Source organism: Shewanella indica, from assembly GCF_002836975.1.
Classification (GTDB): Bacteria; Pseudomonadota; Gammaproteobacteria; order Enterobacterales; family Shewanellaceae; genus Shewanella; species Shewanella indica.
Genome location: NZ_NIJK01000025.1, coordinates 14,149 through 32,028 on the forward strand (window position 1 = coordinate 14,149; position 17,880 = coordinate 32,028).

Sequence of the window (17,880 nt, forward strand, 5' to 3'; positions counted from 1 at the left end):
TGAGGGCTGTCCCTGCAAGGCCCTCCCTCAACTCTGCAACAACAAGGGGACCCACTTGGGTCCCCTTATCTTTCCTTATCCAACTTAAGCCATAACTTACAACTCTGTAGCCGACATCCTCTGCTGCCACAGCTGTCGTAGTTTACGAACAAATCTCTCCGGCGGTTGATCCAATGCGTCCACGGGAATATAGAGGTGATAACCCAAGTACTTGTCCAGCGTCAGGCAACGGCGGCCAAACATGGCCAATACGCCTCGGTAACGCTCATCATTGACCGTAAGAGGTTCAAACTCGGCGCTGAGTGCCGCTTCCAGTGTCTGCAACTCTTCATCCTGGGCAGCTGCTGTCATCAACAAGGGCCGCTGCTCCGACAAAAGCCCGGTCGCCAACCTGGGTGAAATGGCATCCAGCAGTGGATTGATACGTTTGAGCTTGAGCCCGACATAGGGCAGCGTCAGTTGCTCCATGCCTTGGGTGACTCTGGGCTGATCCAGCCGCTGAATATTATCCCAGGCCACAAACAAGCTACCGCGGCGATGGAAGAATCTCAGCCCTTCAGCGCTGAATTCAAGACTGACATGGGGCTCGAGCTGCTTGGCAATGCCCAGCACCAAAGACACGGCCCCAAGGGCAAAACACACTATGCCCGGGGCAAACATCCAGGGCCAACCGATAAACAACACCAACCCCAGGACTATGCCCAGCCCTCCAGCCAGAGTCAGTGTAATGCCATTGCGCTTACTGCCCGGCCTTATTGTGATAGTTTCCATAACGCTTTCGCTCTATTGCCAGCGGCTTATCAGCCGTTTATTCATTCTATAACCAGGGCTAGAAGCCATTAGCGGCCGCTGATAGTCAACCAGGCCAATCCCAGATATTCGTGCAACGCCTTTTGTGAATCATCCAGATTGGATGTGGTCAGGCGCCACCAGTGATCGCGCCTAAGCAGAAAGTCAGTCGGTGCCGCCTGAGGTTCAAGCCCGGTCGAGCGGAATATTCGCATCGCCCTTGGCATATGGCTGGCGGAGGTGACCAGGATCAGTTGTCTGCCACCCAAGGCATCTATCCCTTTATCATCAGCGCCGGCACCGAAGGCCTGCCGCAGCGCCAGGGCTTCTTCTATGGTATCGCGAGCCGAATCCAACATTAAAACTCGCGATGGCTCGGCCCCCAACTCGATGGCGGCCTCGGCCATACGCCGGGCATGACTCTGCTGCTCAAGACCGCCGCTCCAACCACTGACCGCCAACAGGCAATCTTTGCTGTTGGCCGCCTTGAGTTGCGCCACCCCTTCACTGAGACGCTCAAGCGCCGTTGCCGACAACATATGTCGCGCGAGTCCGCCAACCTCATCATCATGGCCCGAACCCAGCACCATCACCACACAGGAGCGCGCCGGCGCTGCGGTATAAAGTGGATACTGACGCTCAAGCCCGGCAAGCAGTGTATTGCTGCCGATAGAGCTGGAAAGCAGTAGCACCCAAGTAATGGCAAAAACCACCAGGGCGCGCGCTACACCCGGCCTGCGACGGATATAAAAACAGGCAAGCAGCAGAGTGACCAAGGTTAGAGGGATGGGCATAAAGAATTGAGAGAGGATTTTTTTCAGCCAGAACACGCTTGATATCCGAAGGTTGGCAAAAGTAGCCATAGCTTACAGAAGCGTTACTCGGCTGACCAGTGATTGGCGAAGGGCGATGGACTCACTTGCCCCAATACATGTTCGAGCGCTTTTCACTTTTGTCTAAAGTGCCTAGAGTGTCTAAAGTGTCTCAGTCGAATACCTGTAACACGGCCCGGGCACCTCGCCAAACTCAGTCCTGGCCCCACAGCCAAGCGGCGCCGCGTACCCCGGAGGAGCAGCCGTAGTGATTGGGCAACACAGGAGTTCGGCACTCGCCGCCGACCACATAGTGCTTGAGTCTATCCGGCAATGCCGGATAGATGGCCTGCACATTGGACATACCGCCGCCGAGTACTATGGCGTCCGGATCCAGCAGATTGATCACATGGGCCAGAGAGCGGGCCAGACGGTCGAGATAGCGCTCAAAGGCCGCGCCGGCCTCGGCATCCCCCTGCTCCACCAATGCCATCACCTCGGCGCCTGAGCTGAGCTGCGCACCGGCAGCCTGGTTATAGTCGCGGACAAACCCGGTACCCGAAATAAAGGTTTCGATGCAGTCGTGCTTGCCGCAAAAACACTCAGTGCTGTTGAACTCCTCGGCGCGTATCCAGGGCAAGGGATTATGGCCCCATTCACCGCCTATACCATTGCCGCCCTGATGTACCCTGCCATTGATGGCAATGCCGGCACCACAGCCTGTACCTATGATCACCCCGAACACCACCTCTTTGCCTGCGGCGGCGCCATCCACCGCCTCGGAGACCGCAAAACAGTTAGCGTCATTGGCAACCCGCACTTTGCGCCCCAGACGCTGCTCGAGATCTCTATCGAGCGGATGACCATTTAACCAGGTGGAGTTGGCGTTTTTCACCAAACCGGAAAAGGGCGAGATCACCCCGGGAATACCAATACCCACAGTTCCTGTCATTTCCAGCTGCGTCTCGGCTTCATCGACCAAGGCACAGATGGCCTCAAGGGTCGCCTGATAGTCTCTGGGGGTGGCAATTCGCTTGCGAAACAGCTCACTCCCGGAATCACCCAGAGCCACCAATTCAATCTTAGTGCCGCCCAAATCAACGCCGATACGCATCATGCTTTCAACTCCGGTGTTTGTATCTGCTTTAATCGCACCGCCAATCGGCGCTGTATGCGATAAACCAAGGATTGAGGATAGTTTCTTTTTGGTTATATTTTAAGTTGCTGCCTGCTGGATATTCCAAAACCCGGCCACCGGCACTCTCAAGTACGGCCTGAGCCGCCGCCGTGTCCCATTCACTGGTAGGGCCCAATCTGGGGTAGATGTCCGCCTTGCCCTCAGCAAGCAGGCAGAATTTGAGTGATGAGCCGACACTCTTCATTTCGTGCTCGCCAAGCTGCTGCAGATACTCGCCAAGCCCCGGGCTCGAGTGCGAGCGACTGCCGACAATCACAGGAACCTGGCGCTTAACTCCGGCCCTGGCGTTCAATTCCACCCGCTGGTATCCAGCCGCATTTGGGGTCTCACGCCAGGCACCGAGTCCCAGTGCGCCCAAATAGCACACGGCTGTGGCAGGCACATAGACAACACCTGCGACCGCCTGGCCTCGGTGAATAAGCGCAATGTTGACGGTAAATTCACCGTTGCCCTTGATAAACTCCTTGGTGCCGTCGAGTGGGTCGATAAGCCAATAGGTTTCCCAGCCCTGCCGCTGCGCCCAGGGGATATCCGCCGCTTCTTCCGACATCTGTGGCCAGGCTGGAAACTCACGCGCCAGCGCCTGTTGCAACACGGCGTGACTTGCAAGATCGGCAGCCGTGACCGGACTGTCATCGGCCTTGTGCTCAATCGCCAGTTCGCCGCCCTGATAGTAGTGCATTATCGCCTCACCGGCGGCGCGGGCCATCTCGGTCAAGAGTGTCAGCTGCTTGGCATCAAGCAAGGTCTTGGGGGGATTATTCGACAAGGTTTCATCCTTTGGATCAACAAGATAGTTTATTATGCCAGCCACCCGGCTTTGGTGGGTATAACCTTTAGCTACTGGTTATAATCTACAGCCGGTTTTGCCTTACTTTTCATCCTGTTTAACCCCATTCAATCCAAGGAAGGTGCACCAAGCCCCGAAAGCATCAGCGCCAGCTGCGCCTGCCAGGAAAGCCAGATGGGTGATGGATAGTCTTTTGGCAAATAGCAGCGAAATGCCGAAGGCATGGCCGCCATGGCATCTTTGAGAGCGCTTGAGTCGAGCGCCGAATACGCCGGGCGCGGCGCCTGCGCTCGATTCAATAAGGCGCCGTACTCTGCTGTGCTGACAGGCGTTATCCGGCACCCTGGCGTGATTGGCGCCGGGTTTGCTGGTGAATGCAATGTAGCTTGAGATTGCAATGCAGCTTGAGATTGCAACGCGGCTTGGGAATGCAATGTAGCTTGAGATGGCGACGCGGTTTGCAATGGCACCGCCGCCTGAGAGCTTGGCACTGAATTGCACTGCTGCTTGGCAATTTGCTCGGCTATCTCTTTGGTGAAAAGATACCAGCTGCACTGCCCCTTTGCCGCGTAATGAAAGCAGCCGCTCAGCACCGCGGACTTCTCTGGCTTAAGATGAAACCAGATGAGCAACTGCCAGATAAGCCGCGCCAACGCCTCGGCCCAGGTTGGCGTACCGACTTGATCTGCCACCACCTTGAGTTCCGGACGCTCGGTCAGCAATCGCCGCATGGTCAACACAAAGTTGCTGCCAAAACGGCTGTAAAGCCAAGAGGTTCTCAGCACCAGGGCGCCGGGATTGGCCTTAAGCAAGCGCTGCTCGCCGGCGAGCTTGCTCTGACCGTACAGGCTCAAAGGCTCGCAAACATCACTCTCGGTCAAGGCTCTGGGCGCATTCCCGAGCATATTGGCAGCTGCATTTCCAGAAACGTTTCCAAGAGCATTTCCCAAATCCTTCCCGAAGACATTTCCGAAGACATTCCCGAAGACATAGTCGCTCGAAATATGGATAAGCCAAGCACCCTGTTGCCGGCACCAGATAGCCAAACGCTCCGGCGCTTCGGCATTAAGCGCCATCGCGGCAGCCATATCCTGCTCAGCCGCATCCACGGCGTTGTAGGCGGCGCAGTTGATTATCACATCGGCATTGATTTCACTGAGCCGCTCAGACAAATCTGCCGAGGTTAAATCCAGCTGCTGATGCCCGAGCGCCACAATTTCAATTGCGCTGCCAGGTACTACAGCACTGCGGGGCTCTACAGCACTGCCGGGCACCAGGCTTACCTCAGGTATCTTCATTCGCAGCCTGGAAGGCGAAAACTCGGGTAACCAAGGTAAGTTCGCCAGCAGCGCCTGTCCGAGCTGGCCATGAGCGCCGGTGATCAATATTCGGGTAGTCTTGGCTGTCACGATTTGGGATTCATGGCTAATCAGTTGATGGATTTTTGTGGTTCGTATACTTAAAGCAGGCGAACCAGGTTAGCCTGCAACCGCCTCACTCTCAAAGTAGTCGATTAACTCACCAAGCGTCTTGTGGCCTCGCTGCTGCAGGAAATTCAGCAGTGCCAATGGCTCGCGATTGAGCAGCCTGTCTCTTGGATAACCGGCGGCATCCACTATCTCAAGCGCCAGCGGGAACTCACCCAGACTGAAGGCAACATGGGAATCTGATCCCATCACCAATTGGGCGTCGAATCGTTTCGCCAGTTTGGCAATATTGAGGCAACTGTCTTCACTGCCCTTGCGGGAGCAGGCAAAAGAGGAGTTATTGATCTCCAGCGCCACATTATGCTCGGCGGCGGTGCGGACAATCAGCTCCTGATCCAGTGGATATTTGGGGTTGCCTGGGTGGGTAATGATATCGACCTTGCCGCTGCGAATGCAGTTCAGCAGCGCCTGAGTATGGCTGTCACTGTCGGCGGGAGGGAATACCGGCTCATGAAACCCGGCCTGCACCAAGTCCAGCTCTTCCAGGAACTCACCAAAGAAGTCAATTTCCCCCTCCAGATTGGTAATATTGGCTTCAATCCCGCGCAATATCCCCACGCCGTCGACTATCCGCGGCAACACCCTGAGATTCACGAAATGCCAGAAATGCGGTGCATCGGCCATCGCCGGACCATGATCTGTGGTGGCAAACAAACGGATCCCTTTCTGCTTGGCGACTGCCAGATAATCATGGATCGTGCTGTAGGCGTGAGTAGAGGCAACTGTGTGGGTATGGGTATCGACTACGAACATGGCTCCCCCAGGAGACTGTTTCTTGAAAACCGGGCCACTAGCTTAGCGCAACTGACCCACTTTGGCGAATGAACCCAATAGCGTTTCCTACCTATCGGCCACCCCAAAGATAAAGGGGATGCATCGACTCAAACGGCTTGAACAGCATAGGTTTACACTCGGCAAAACTCTCAAGCATCTGCCGTGAGCTTTCGTCCTAACGGCTTCTCGGCACGCCGTGAAATCATCCCTGATGGCTCAACTAAATCGGACTTGCTATCTTTTACCAAGCGCTCTCTTGCGGGCCCGCTGCTTTTGGGCAGCTTTACTCTGGTTTCTCGGCGCGTCAAAACTGCGGTTAAGATCCGGCTCAAACCCGGGCAGCCATTCTCTGGGGAGGCGCCTGTCGAGCATGGCTTCCAGCTCTTCGAGGAGGCGCTCGTCGTCACGACTGAATAGGGTGATGGCGAGCCCTTCCATGCCGGCGCGGCCGGTGCGGCCAATGCGGTGCAGATAATCTTCGCGCTTGAACGGCAGCTCCAGATTGATAACGCAAGGCAAGGCCGCTACATCCAGGCCTCTGGCGGCAACATCTGTAGCCACCAGCAAACGGCATTCACCCGCCTTGAACGCCTGATAGGTCTGCTCCCGCTGGGCCTGACTCAGATCTGAGTGCAGCGCACTGGCGGCCAAGCCCTCGGCACTGAGCTCACAGACCAGTTTGTCGGCGCCCTCCTTGGTGCGGCTGAACAGCAACACCTGACGCCAGTCGTGCCGACGACAAAGGGCGGCAACGGCGGCGGCCTTACGCTCGCTATCGAGCTCAATCAATCGCTCCTTGATACTGCCATCCTGCTCTGATGCTTGCAGCTCCAGCACTTTGGGAGACTGCAGCAAAGTCTTGGCCAGGTGCCAGATGTTGTCGTTGAAGGTGGCGGAAAACAGCAGAGTCTGGCGCTGTTTGGCCATCTTTTTCATCAGCGCCGAGATCTCATCTTCAAACCCCATGTCCAACATGCGGTCGGCCTCATCAAACACCAAGGTTTCAACCTTATCCAGCCTGAGACTGCGCTTTTTAAGATGATCCAGCAGGCGCCCGGGCGTGGCGACCAAGAGATCAACGCCATCCTTGAAGTTCTTTAGCTGCCCATCGAGTGGCACGCCGCCATAGGCAATGGCAATCTTCAGCTCGCAGCCCTTGGCATAGCTTTTAATGTTATCGAAAACCTGCTGCGCCAACTCCCGGGTAGGCACCAGCACCAGAGCCTTGGGCGCTGCGGGTTTTACTGCTCTCTCAGCCGTGGCGGGCAGTAAACGCGCCAGCAGCGGCAAGGCAAAGGCGGCGGTTTTCCCTGTGCCCGTCTGTGCCTGCACCAGGAGATCGCTGCCGGCGAGCACCAAAGGAATGGCCTCTGCCTGCACTTGGGTTGCCTTGCTAAAACCCAGTCCGGCCAGATTGGTCAGTAGCGGTTCGGGCAGAGAAAAAGCGGCAAATTCCATGGAGAGTCCTTCAAAAATAAAGCTTAGGGCAAACCGCCATTATACCCTGCTACCTGGTGACAGGTAGGTGTTATCCCTGGGTTCAGGCAGCAAACGTTGCTTACGGGTGAAAAATTAACCGCCCGAGAGACTTATTCGGCTTGACGTTTGCTTTAGGCTGCAGCGCATCTTATTGTCATAAAAAGCAGTTTTACTTTTCTCTGCCCTATTTGAACAAGGAAGCGCCCATGGCCGTCACCAGCTTAGATGCCAGTCAGGTATATCGTCCCGCCAATCTCGACAATCTGGGAGATGAGGTCAAATCTACCCGCGAACTGGAGCCGCTGGATGACATCATAGGCCAGGAGCGGGCCCAGAGTGCGGTGGAATTTGCCATGTCCATCAAGGAGAAGGGCTACAACATCTATGCCATAGGCCAAAATGGTCTGGGCAAACGCACCATGATGCTGCGTTATCTCAAGCGCCATGAATTTACCGACAAGACACTTAACGACTGGTGTTATGTGGCCAACTTCGACCAGACCCGGACCCCCAAGGTGCTCAAACTGCCCGCCGGCAAGGGCGTCACTTTCAAGAAAGAGATGGAAAAACTGGTTCTCCGGCTGGTCAAGGCGCTGCCGTTGGCGTTTGACAACGAGATGTATTACCGCCGCGCCGACAAGCTCAAGAGTCAGTTGGCGCAAAAACAGGAAGCGGCGCTGCTGGCTCTGAGCGAAGAAGCCAAGGGGATGAAAATAAGCCTCTCCATCAACACTCAGGGCGAGTATCAGTTGATGGCGCTGAACGGCGAAGAGCCGCATACCGAGGAAACCTATCTCGCCCTGCCAGAAGCCGAGCAACAGCTGTTTGAACAGAATATCAAGCACTTGGAATCGCGCCTGCGGGGTATTATCCGCCAACTGACCGAATGGGAAGAAGAGTTCAGCACCAAGCAGCAGGAGCACGATGAACAGGTGGCCCGCGAAGTACTGAGTCATTTCTTCAAGCCGCTCAAGGATGAATACCGCAGTCTGCCGGAAATCCGCTCTTTTCTGACGGCGATGCAAAAAGATATGCTCGGCAACCTGGATATCTTCCTTGAGGAGAGTGAAGACCAACTGGCGCTGGCTTATGCCTCGCTGGAAAAGAAAATGCCCAGGCGCTATCAGGTTAATCTCTTGGTAGAACAGGAAGAGCAGAAATTCCCTGTGGTGGTAGAGGAAAACCCCACCTATCACGGCCTGTTTGGATATGTGGAAAACGCCACTTACCGCGGCACTGTCTTTACCGACTTTTCGCTGATCCGACCCGGCAGCCTGCACAAGGCCAATGGCGGGGTGCTGCTTATGGATGCGGTCAAGGTGCTGGAGCGGCCCTACGTTTGGGACGGACTCAAACGGGCACTGCGTTCCCGCAGTCTGGACCTCAGCTCGCTGGAGCGTGAAGTCTCCCTGTCCGGCACAGTTTCACTGGCACCTGAGCCTATCCCTCTGGATGTCAAAATCGTGCTCTTCGGTGACAACCAGACCTACCAGTTACTACAGCATTATGATCCCGACTTCAGTGAGCTGTTTCGGGTAACCGCCGACTTTGAAGATGTGATGCCAAGAAGTCCGAAGGCCGAATGCTTCTATGCCAGATTTATCTCTTCGATAGTGCACGACAACCAGATGCTGCACTGCGATCGCAGCGCCATTGCGCGGATAATCGAATTCAGCTCGCGCCAGGCCGATGACCAAACCCAGCTGTCACTGCATTCGGCCAATATCGCCAATCTGCTGCGGGAGACCCACTACTGCGCCAAGGCGGCCAACGCCCGCAGTATTCGCCTCACCCATGTAGAGCAGGCACTGGCGCAGCAGGAGCAAAGGGTATCGCGTCTCAGGGACCAACTGATGCAGAGCTTTCACAAGGGTACCACCCTGATTGATGTGCACGGCAAAGCCTGCGGCCAGGTCAACGCCCTATCGGTTATCGCCACCACAGATCATCAGTTTGGCCTGCCTAACCGTATCAGCGCGACCACAGCCTTTGGCAAGGGCGAAGTGTTGGACATAGAACATAAGGTGCGCCTCGGCGGCCGTATTCACTCCAAGGGGGTGTGGATCCTCTCGGCCTATATCAAAACCCTGTTGGGACGCGAGGCCGATATTCCGCTGACCACCTCCCTGACCTTTGAACAATCTTATTCCGGGGTCGATGGCGACAGTGCCTCCATGGCCGAATGCTGCGCCATTATCTCTGCAATCGCCCAGGTTCCCCTGCGCCAGGATATCGCCATCACAGGCTCAATGAACCAGTTCGGTGAAGCCCAGCCCATAGGCGGAGTCAATGAAAAGATTGAAGGCTTTTTCGATGTCTGTGCCATCAAGGGGCGCAGACATACCCAAGGGGTGATCATTCCCGCGACCAACGCCCACAACCTGATGCTGAAAAAGCCTGTGGTGGACGCAATCAGCAAGGGCAAGTTCCATATCTGGACGGTCGAGCATGTGACCGAGGCGATGGCATTGCTGTGTGATATGGAAACCGGTAAGGCCGACAAGCGTGGTCACTACCCGAATGGCAGTTTACTGGGGCTGGCCTCGGCCAGGCTGTCAGCACTGAAAACTAAAAACCAAGACAAGGATTAAAACAAGGCTTAAACCTATTCTGGGCAAAACGCACTCTTTTCCGGTATGGAGTCAAAACGTCGGTGACCAGGCCGTGAAACTCAATAAAAATCCCCGCCATTGTTAATGGCGGGGATTTTTCATCTGGCTATTGTTCCAGGCGAACCACCTGAACTGGGCTTAACGCCGACGTCGCAGCAATCCCAGCGACAAGAGCAGTAAACTCCAGCCGAGTGAACCACCCGAGTCTGACTCATCCACCGGCGGCTCTGGTGGGCTCACAGGGTCAATCCCGTCGGACTCCACCTTCAGCATAAAGCTGGTGCTGGCGGCATCGCCGCTGTTGAGGCTATCACGCACAGTTACTGTGACCAGGGTTTCACCGTGGAAATCGGCCTCTGGGATCAGGTTGAAACTGTCACCGTCAATCTCTGCACTGATGTGTTCACCACTGACCTCCAACAGATTAGGCACTTTATCGGCATCAATATAAGTCACGGCAATACCGTCTATACGGCCATTTTCAGCAACGCTCATGTCACTGAGTGGCGCCAGTTGGATATTGCCTTTAACCGCAATTTGATGGCTCAGGGTTTCCGGTTCGCCGCCTTCAAGATCGTAATCCAGTGTCATGGCAAGCGCCTTACCGGTAGCACCGGGTTGAATCGCCGCCTTGAAGCTCAGCTCGACCCTGCTTTGCTCAGGCCCTGAGTAATCAAAACAGATCACCAGGTCTTCCTCGAGCAAGGTATCCAGATTATCGAAGCCCAGCATCTCATAAAGATAGCCATTCTTCGGCCCTGCATCACTGGACCAGGTACTGTCAAAGCCTTCGACAAACACAGCACCGTCAGCCACATCGGCCCCCAGATTCTGGTAGGCATAGATGATCTCATACATACCTGGATGATCGTCGATACCACTACGCAGTATGGTCTGGAAGTCAAACTCCTGACCTGTCTGGCGGTCGGTAACATTATCAAACTCGAGGAACAACAAATCCCCCAGATCCGGACGTTCTTCCTTATACTGAGACGCTATGGTCAGGCCCCATGGTTCTTCCCAATGACGGCGGTACTTCATCTCGAAACTGCCACGCCAGAAGGGTGCCAGCGCCTCGTAGAGGAAACCCGGGCCACGGTGCGCACCCATATACCAGGAGGCAGTGTTAAACTGCAACGCGCCTACTGTGCTCATCCGCATATAACCGGCATTGGCCTGATTGTACACCTTAAACTCGGCGCCCTCTTTGTAGAACAACCAGTCAATAGGCACATCGACACTGATTTGAGAATCACCGACCAACCAGTCGGCATTGGGCTGCATACCAAACTCACCAAAGAGATCTATGTAGCCACCGGTGGAGTACTCATCAATCATAGGTGTACGACACATGGCATCGTTAAGGTTGGTACTGACTTTGTATTGCCGCTCAAGGAGCCGAGTGCTGGGCTGCAAGCCTGTCAGCGTCAAACCGTTTTCATCGGCAACAATCGCTTCGGCAACCGCAGGGTTATTGCTCTTGATGGTCGCCGGCGCCAAACGCATGCCTTCAGGTAACTTGAGCTGCAGTTCATAGTTGCGATCGCGGGATTCCAGGTTGGCCGCCAGTTTAACGGTAACATCCACAACATCTTCACTCAGCGCCTTGTCCTGGCTGACTGTCCAACTGACGGCATCCTCGCTGCGGCGGATATTGAGGGCACTAAAACCGAAAGAACCTTCAGCGCCCGGCCCGGCACCGAGATCCATACCGCCATAGAAAACATCCCCTTGCTTGGCATCGGGAATATTCCAGTTAAGAGTCAACTGGTAGTCACCGTTGCCATCGTGCGATGCCGGGCCATCCAAGCTCAACATACCACGATCGTCATCGGCCATGATCACCGCATGGCCGGTCACAGCTTCCACTTCCCCCTTGCCATAAGCCATGGCGGTGGCAAACCAATAAGTACCGGGAGCAGGATTTTCCAGGCTACAAAGATTGTTTTCGGCTTGGCTGGAAGAGAAACACATCAGCTCGGCATCGTATTCAGCCTTGAGCGCCCTGTCATCCTGTTCCATCTCCTCCTGCGAAGGGATAAAGCCGTTGTTGCCGTTGGCATCACGACCCAGGATCACAAAAGGGAACACCCCTGAATAGCGTGGGTTCATATCCTCAAGCGTGCTGGTGCGCTTGGCGCTCTGCACTTCCACCACCAAACGCTTGGCGCCTTCAGGAACCGTGACTGTTTGAATATCCCAGCCCTTTTCTATGTAGTCCAGGTCAAGGAATGGCGCCACGGCTTCCAGGGTGGCACTTTTAAGTTCAGGCTGCACTGGGCCGTAGAAACGTGGCGTCAGCTGGGCATAGGCCGAGGTATTCATCTTCAGAGTCTCACTGCCCTGAGAGCGGCTGATCTCCAAATCCATGGATACCGGCATCTGATCTGCCTTACTGGCCACCACCACTGGCATGTGCAGCTCAGGGGAAGCACCCGACGCTTCAGTGAGCCTGAGCTCACCATTGAAGAAGGTGTTTTTGTTTTGTACCTGTTGCCAAGGCGTTCCCGGTTCGCTCGGATTGACGTTGGACTCAATCAGCGGCGGCACTTTGGCCTTGATCACCAGGGTCTGACTCTCACCCTTGGCAAGAGTAAAGTTCGTGGGAGAAACGCTGAGCTCAAAGCCCTGCTCTTGACCCAAAGCCTCGGCACTCCAGCTGCCGTCGCGGGTAGCAGTAACAGTACGCATCCAGCTGCAGCTTTGCTCACAGGCCATTTCCACCATGGAAGGCAGGTTGAGCCAATTGACTATCCCACCGTTTTCCGGATTGGCATTACGGTAATTTTCTATGGTCTCATCCATCACCAGGCCGGTATCGGCTGCACGGGCCACATTAATGGCACCGGCGCCGGCCATAAAGTGATAGAAAGGCTCCAGCAACTCATAACCTGTGTTGAGATACACAGGCCCGGCAGTCATCATCAGCGCCGACTGCACTTCAGCCGGGGTCCACTCTGGATGCAGCTGCATCAGCAACGTCATGGCACCCGTCACATGGGGGGCTGCCATTGAAGTGCCGCTCATAAAGGTCCAGTCAGAAGCATCCGGCGCTCCGGTAAAGGGTTGATCATCTGCGTTGGCAGCGTAAATCTGTACCCCGGGAGCAGTAAGATCCGGCACCAAGGTGTTGTTGGTGCGGCTCGGGCCCATTGAGCTGAAAGGCGCCAGGTTATTGGCCAACGCGTCGTCAAATAGATACTCGTTGCTGAAATCCGAGATAGTCGCGACAGCCGTGCCAGGCTCACTGTATTTAACCCAGTTTTTCAGCTTATATCTGTTACTCTGCTTCACCTGGATCCCAGGGATCACAAAGCTGTCGGCCACCAGATTGTCGACCTGATAGTCCACGTTTTGCAGAATAAAACCACCGGCGCCGCCGGCCGCTACATTCTTGGCCTTGTCCACTCTGGGAATGTCACCGCGCTCACAGATGACAATCTGGTCATCGCGGAAGGTTCCGGCAGGGAAAGGGGCGTTGCAGGAAGCGGCGTTGAAATCATCACTGGGGTCAGGGTCGGCATAGTTTTCAGCCAGCACCACCTCACCGGTAATGCTGCCGGAGAAACTCTTGCCTGCAATAGGCTCGGACGGGCGATAACGTTCGTTGCCGCCGAAGTTGTCTATATGCTTGCTACCGGCTTCCAGCACCCTGTCGTGGGTGGTGGCGCCAACAGTTGTCACCCAGGGAGAGCTGTGATCCGCGCTCCAATAGGCGCCGGCATTACCGGCCGCTACGGCCACAGAAATCCCCGCTTCACGGGCTGCCAGAAACGCCAACTCCATAGGGTCGGCCCAGGGTAAAGATTCAGCGCCACCGATTGAGAAGTTTATCGCATCGACCCCGTCGGCAATCGCATCTTCAAAAGCCGCCAGAATCGCCGACTCGGGACAACCTGCATAGGGATCACCACCATTGCCGGGCCAGCACACCTGATAAGAGATGATATGTGCCCGCGGCGCTACACCGCTGGTAGACGGGAAGTTAAAGGGCACATTAACCCCATCACTGGTAGCGTCACCTGTTGCAGCCTGCAAAGGTGTATTATCCAGATGGTTACCTGCTACTGTGCTGGCGGTGTGGGAGCCATGGCCGTTATAGTCCTCACCATTGGCCGGGCGCACCATGACAGGTGTGCCCCAGGGGTTGGCCTGAAATTCCGGCGCACCGTAAACATCTGTGATCTCGGGATAGGAATGTACCCCCACCAGTTTGTTGTTACACAGCTCAGGGCTGTCGACACAATCACCGGTAAACTTGTTGCTACCGAGCGGATTCAAACGCACATAGTCCTGATCCTCGGCAAAGGCCGGGTGATCTGTGTTAACCCCGGTATCTATGATCCCGACCAACATGCCCTCGCCCTTGGCAGCCAGGCCTGTACTCGGGTCCTGGCCGAGCCAGATCCGGTCGGCACCGATAAACTCAGGCCCTCTGTCGGTACGCAGTTGGAAAATGCGGTTAGGGGTTATCCGCTTGACGCCGCTCTGGCGGGCAAGAATTTTGGCATCTTCCTGAGTCATCTCCACCACCATGGCATTGCTGGCGACGGTGAAGCGCTGTTTCAACTGCAGATTGGCGCCGGCCTGACGGGCGCGGTTTACGAAACTGTCCTGGCGCTGTTCCAGGAAGCGGCTGTAAGCCCTGGCATCAGTCGTATTGACACTGACCCGACCTTTGGCGATCAGCGAACGATTTTTTGGTGCCTTGGTGGCCGCCAGCCCTGAAATACTACCGTCATAAGTTGCCAGAGGCTCTTCATTAAGCTGCACTATATAACTTTGAACGCCACTGACAGATGGATCCGGTTGAAATATCTGTTCCGGTGTCCGTTGACGCAACACCTGATTGAGCACTCCCGGCTGACCGGCATAAATATCACCTTCAAGACTCGCCTTGCGGGCCTTGTCTGCCGCCAACACCTGTTCTTTGGTAAAACTTGGCTGATAGAAATTGCCTTTGCCCACAGGTTGCATCTGCACCTGGGCGCTGGCGCTCATCATGCCCCCAAAATAGAGCGCGGTCAGACTGGCCAACGCCGTCTGCCGGAACCGCGTTCCAAGCTGATTATTTGTTATAGTCATAGGTCCTCTTTAAGACTCTTGCTTTCAATTACGCAGAAAATCTGCCCTCCAGATATAACAAACAAAAACAAACAATTTCGTAGCATTTGGTAACATTGCAATTACATGCGGATTTATGGGATGCTGACGACACCTGCAGCTTTCTTTCAGCACTTTTGGGTTCCAAGCCTCTGATATGAAGGGTCAAATATGAAACTGACTTGGGTATTTGCTCTGCTGTTTCTGCTACAGCCATGGCTGGCTTGCGCCAGCTGTAATCCAGCATCCCCTTCGACTTCTGAACCGGCAGTACCGCTGCATCTGACACTGACCAGTGATCCCTGGCCCCCTTTTATTGAGGCCGATGGCAAAGCCGGTTTGGCACTGGAAATAGTTCAGAGCGCGCTGGCGGTTCACTGTTATCGCTTGCAGGTGGAGTTAAAGCCCTGGGCCAGGGCACTGAGGTCGGTTAAAGAGGCCAAAACCGATCTGCTGCTGGCCACCTGGCATACACCGGAGCGAGAGCAAGTGCTGCTGTTTTCCGAGCCCTATCTGCAAAATCGCCAGCGTTTCATCAAGCGCCGAGGTGATCCCTTTGATACACAGATCTCGACAGCCTCAAGGGGAAAAGAATCGGCGTGGTACGCGGATACAGCTATCAAACCGGTTTTCGCGCCGCGAGCGATTTTATTCGCGTGCCCAACAACAGTCTGGAGTCCAATCTGAAGATGTTGGCAGTGGGTCGTCTGGATTTGACTCTGGAGGATGAGATTGTCGCCACAGATACATTCTGGCGTCTGCAACAGGAAGATAGCTTCGACTTTACCGGTCCGCCACTGGATATCCGCAACCTGCACCTGAGCACCAGTCGCCTTCATCCCCATGGCGCAGAGTTGATTGCCGAGTTCAATCAAGGGCTGGAGACAATCAAAAAAACGGCGAGTATGCCAAAATACTCGCCAAATATGGGGCAATTCTACAAGGACGCCAGGCGCCGCCAATACTGCATCTCGATGGCGCCATGGCTAAGCGGGTTAAGGGTACTCTGGTCGGGATGCCCTGTTTCAGTCGAGAGTGGCCAGCATCTCATCCGAGTAATCCTGCAGGCGCTCGCCGCTGCGAACCTTGGCGATATAGTCAGGGTTAGCAATAAAGGGGCGGCCTATGGCGACCAGGTCAAAACGCCCGGCAGCAATCGCCTCGGCGGCCGTTTCCGGGCTGTAACCACCCACACCCACCAGATTTCCCTGGTAGTGGCGGCGCATGTAGTCCGATACCCGGCCATCGAGGAAGTCGAAGCGCATGTTGTCGTCAAACATGCCCTCGTGCAGATAGGCCAATCGGCGGGAGCCAAGCTCGGCGAGCAGATAATCAAACACCTGACGGTCACGGGGATCGGCACTCATATTAAAGTATGCCCCGGGTGACAAACGCAGCGCCGTGCGATCTGCACCTATGGCGGCTATGGTGGCATCCACTACTTCCAGGGCAAAGCGGCTCATGTTTTCAGGCGTTTGGCCATACTCATCTTCACGTCGGTTGCTATCGTAATGCAGGAACTGATCGATGAGATAACCGTTGGCACCGTGGATCTCAACGCCATCGAAACCGGCCTCAATGGCGTTTTCTGCCGCCTTGGCGTAATCACGCACCAGTTCGGCAATCTCGGCCTTGCTGGCCGCCTTTGGAGTTTGGTAGCTCAGCTCGCGCATTCTCGGCACTGTACCTTCAACGCCCACGGCAGATGGTGCCAACACATGTTCACCATTAAAGAAGTGCGGATGCGCGACCCTGCCTGTGTGCCACAGCTGGGCAAAAATCTTGCCGCCCTTTTCATGCACGGCATCTGTCACCCGGCGCCAACCGGCAATCTGAGTCTGGGTAAAGAGCCCAGGAGTGTTGGGATAGCCCTGCCCATCCGGGCGAATGATGGTGGCTTCACTGATGATCAGCCCAGCCTCGGCGCGGCGGGCGTAGTAAGCCAACATGGCATCGGTCGGCACCAAATCGGCATCGGCCATACAACGGGTGAGCGGCGCCATCATAAAGCGGTTATTGAGTGTGATGCTGTCATTGAGACGATACTGTTCAAACAAGTTCTGGTACATGGTTCCTGCCCTTGGCGAGTTAACGGCTCAGTCACTGGCATTCGCCTTATTCAGAGCCTGAGGAGCTGAGCCCCTATTTGAATGTTCGTTCAAGATAAAGATTGTTGAATGATCATTCAAGCCTTTTTTGAACAAATATTCAAATTGCAGTAAACTCGGCGCATCACAGTGGGAAATCATCTTATGAGAAACGCCGAATTCGATCGCGAGAAAGTGCTGCGCAGCGCCATGAATGCCTTTATGGCCAAGGGTTACAGCAAGACGAGCATGCAGGATCTGACCCGGGCAACCGGCTTGCATCCGGGGTCTATCTATTGTGCCTTCGACAATAAGCACGGGCTGTTTCTGGCGGCGATTGACCAGTACCATGCCGATCGCGAGCAGCAGTTGCAGGGCTTTTTCCCGGCCGAGGGTTCACGACTCGAGTGCCTGCGGCGTTATCTGGACAACATAGTCAGCGAGTGCCTCAGCTGTGATGCCAGCCAGGCCTGCCTTTTGGTCAAGGCTTTGAGCGAAGTGGGTGAGCAAGATCTGGCTGTACAACAGAGAGTGAGCCAACATCTACAGCAATGGCAAACGGCGTTGCAGCAGATACTGCAGCAGGCCCAGGTGCAAGGTGAACTGGCCGCCGATAAAGATCCGGCGCTGCTGACCCGGTTTCTGATGATGGGTATTTATGGCCTGCGCACTTATGCCCATACTCACCCGAGTGCCGATGAACTCAGTGCCCTGGCCACAGAGCTGTTTGAGCACCTGAGCCTCTGAGC

General features: G+C 55.3%; 12 protein-coding genes. 3 read left to right on the forward strand and 9 right to left on the reverse strand.

Annotated features, from left to right (window positions below):
* Nucleotides 1–96: 96 nt before the first annotated feature.
* The 7 genes from CX650_RS05970 to CX650_RS06000 all read right to left on the reverse strand — a co-directional run bounded on the left by CX650_RS05970 (nucleotide 97) and on the right by CX650_RS06000 (nucleotide 7,308).
* Complete coding sequence (locus tag CX650_RS05970; protein ID WP_101095280.1) at nucleotides 97–771, reverse strand: DUF2982 domain-containing protein; 675 nt, start codon at nucleotides 769–771, stop codon at nucleotides 97–99.
* A 68-nt stretch (nucleotides 772–839) separates the two neighbouring features.
* Nucleotides 840–1,619: a YdcF family protein gene (locus CX650_RS05975; RefSeq protein WP_308428166.1), complete on the reverse strand. Its 780-nt coding sequence runs from the start codon at nucleotides 1,617–1,619 to the stop codon at nucleotides 840–842.
* A gap of 196 nt (nucleotides 1,620–1,815) precedes the next feature.
* A complete protein-coding gene (mak, locus tag CX650_RS05980; RefSeq protein ID WP_101095281.1) occupies nucleotides 1,816–2,718 on the reverse strand; it encodes a fructokinase in 903 nt (300 codons plus the stop codon).
* Between the two features lie 28 nt (nucleotides 2,719–2,746).
* Nucleotides 2,747–3,508, reverse strand: coding sequence for a 3'(2'),5'-bisphosphate nucleotidase CysQ (cysQ, locus tag CX650_RS05985; protein WP_101095311.1), 762 nt, complete (start codon nucleotides 3,506–3,508; stop codon nucleotides 2,747–2,749).
* Nucleotides 3,509–3,696: 188 nt separating this feature from the next.
* Nucleotides 3,697–4,998: an SDR family oxidoreductase gene (locus tag CX650_RS05990; RefSeq protein WP_157822999.1), complete on the reverse strand. Its 1,302-nt coding sequence runs from the start codon at nucleotides 4,996–4,998 to the stop codon at nucleotides 3,697–3,699.
* A gap of 69 nt (nucleotides 4,999–5,067) precedes the next feature.
* A complete protein-coding gene (locus tag CX650_RS05995) occupies nucleotides 5,068–5,829 on the reverse strand; it encodes a phosphatase (protein ID WP_101095283.1) in 762 nt (253 codons plus the stop codon).
* A gap of 255 nt (nucleotides 5,830–6,084) precedes the next feature.
* The gene (locus tag CX650_RS06000; protein ID WP_101095284.1) at nucleotides 6,085–7,308 is read right to left on the reverse strand and encodes a DEAD/DEAH box helicase; all 1,224 of its coding nucleotides are present in this window, start codon (nucleotides 7,306–7,308) and stop codon (nucleotides 6,085–6,087) included.
* A 227-nt stretch (nucleotides 7,309–7,535) separates the two neighbouring features.
* Here CX650_RS06000 and CX650_RS06005 point away from each other — a divergent pair, with 227 nt between their 5' ends.
* Entirely contained in the window at nucleotides 7,536–9,920 is a 2,385-nt protein-coding gene (locus CX650_RS06005) for a Lon protease family protein (RefSeq protein ID WP_101095285.1), read from the forward strand.
* Between the two features lie 159 nt (nucleotides 9,921–10,079).
* On the opposite strand, the gene CX650_RS06010 is transcribed toward CX650_RS06005, so the two are convergent.
* Nucleotides 10,080–15,026: a S8 family serine peptidase gene (locus tag CX650_RS06010; RefSeq protein WP_101095286.1), complete on the reverse strand. Its 4,947-nt coding sequence runs from the start codon at nucleotides 15,024–15,026 to the stop codon at nucleotides 10,080–10,082.
* A gap of 189 nt (nucleotides 15,027–15,215) precedes the next feature.
* Here CX650_RS06010 and CX650_RS06015 point away from each other — a divergent pair, with 189 nt between their 5' ends.
* Nucleotides 15,216–15,731: a transporter substrate-binding domain-containing protein gene (locus tag CX650_RS06015; RefSeq protein ID WP_101095287.1), complete on the forward strand. Its 516-nt coding sequence runs from the start codon at nucleotides 15,216–15,218 to the stop codon at nucleotides 15,729–15,731.
* 338 nt (nucleotides 15,732–16,069) lie between these two features.
* Here the strand turns inward: CX650_RS06015 and CX650_RS06020 are convergent, their stop codons facing one another.
* A complete protein-coding gene (locus tag CX650_RS06020) occupies nucleotides 16,070–17,113 on the reverse strand; it encodes an alkene reductase (protein WP_101095288.1) in 1,044 nt (347 codons plus the stop codon).
* A 183-nt stretch (nucleotides 17,114–17,296) separates the two neighbouring features.
* Here CX650_RS06020 and CX650_RS06025 point away from each other — a divergent pair, with 183 nt between their 5' ends.
* The gene (locus CX650_RS06025) at nucleotides 17,297–17,878 is read left to right on the forward strand and encodes a TetR/AcrR family transcriptional regulator (protein WP_025888319.1); all 582 of its coding nucleotides are present in this window, start codon (nucleotides 17,297–17,299) and stop codon (nucleotides 17,876–17,878) included.
* The last annotated feature ends 2 nt before the right edge of the window (nucleotides 17,879–17,880 follow it).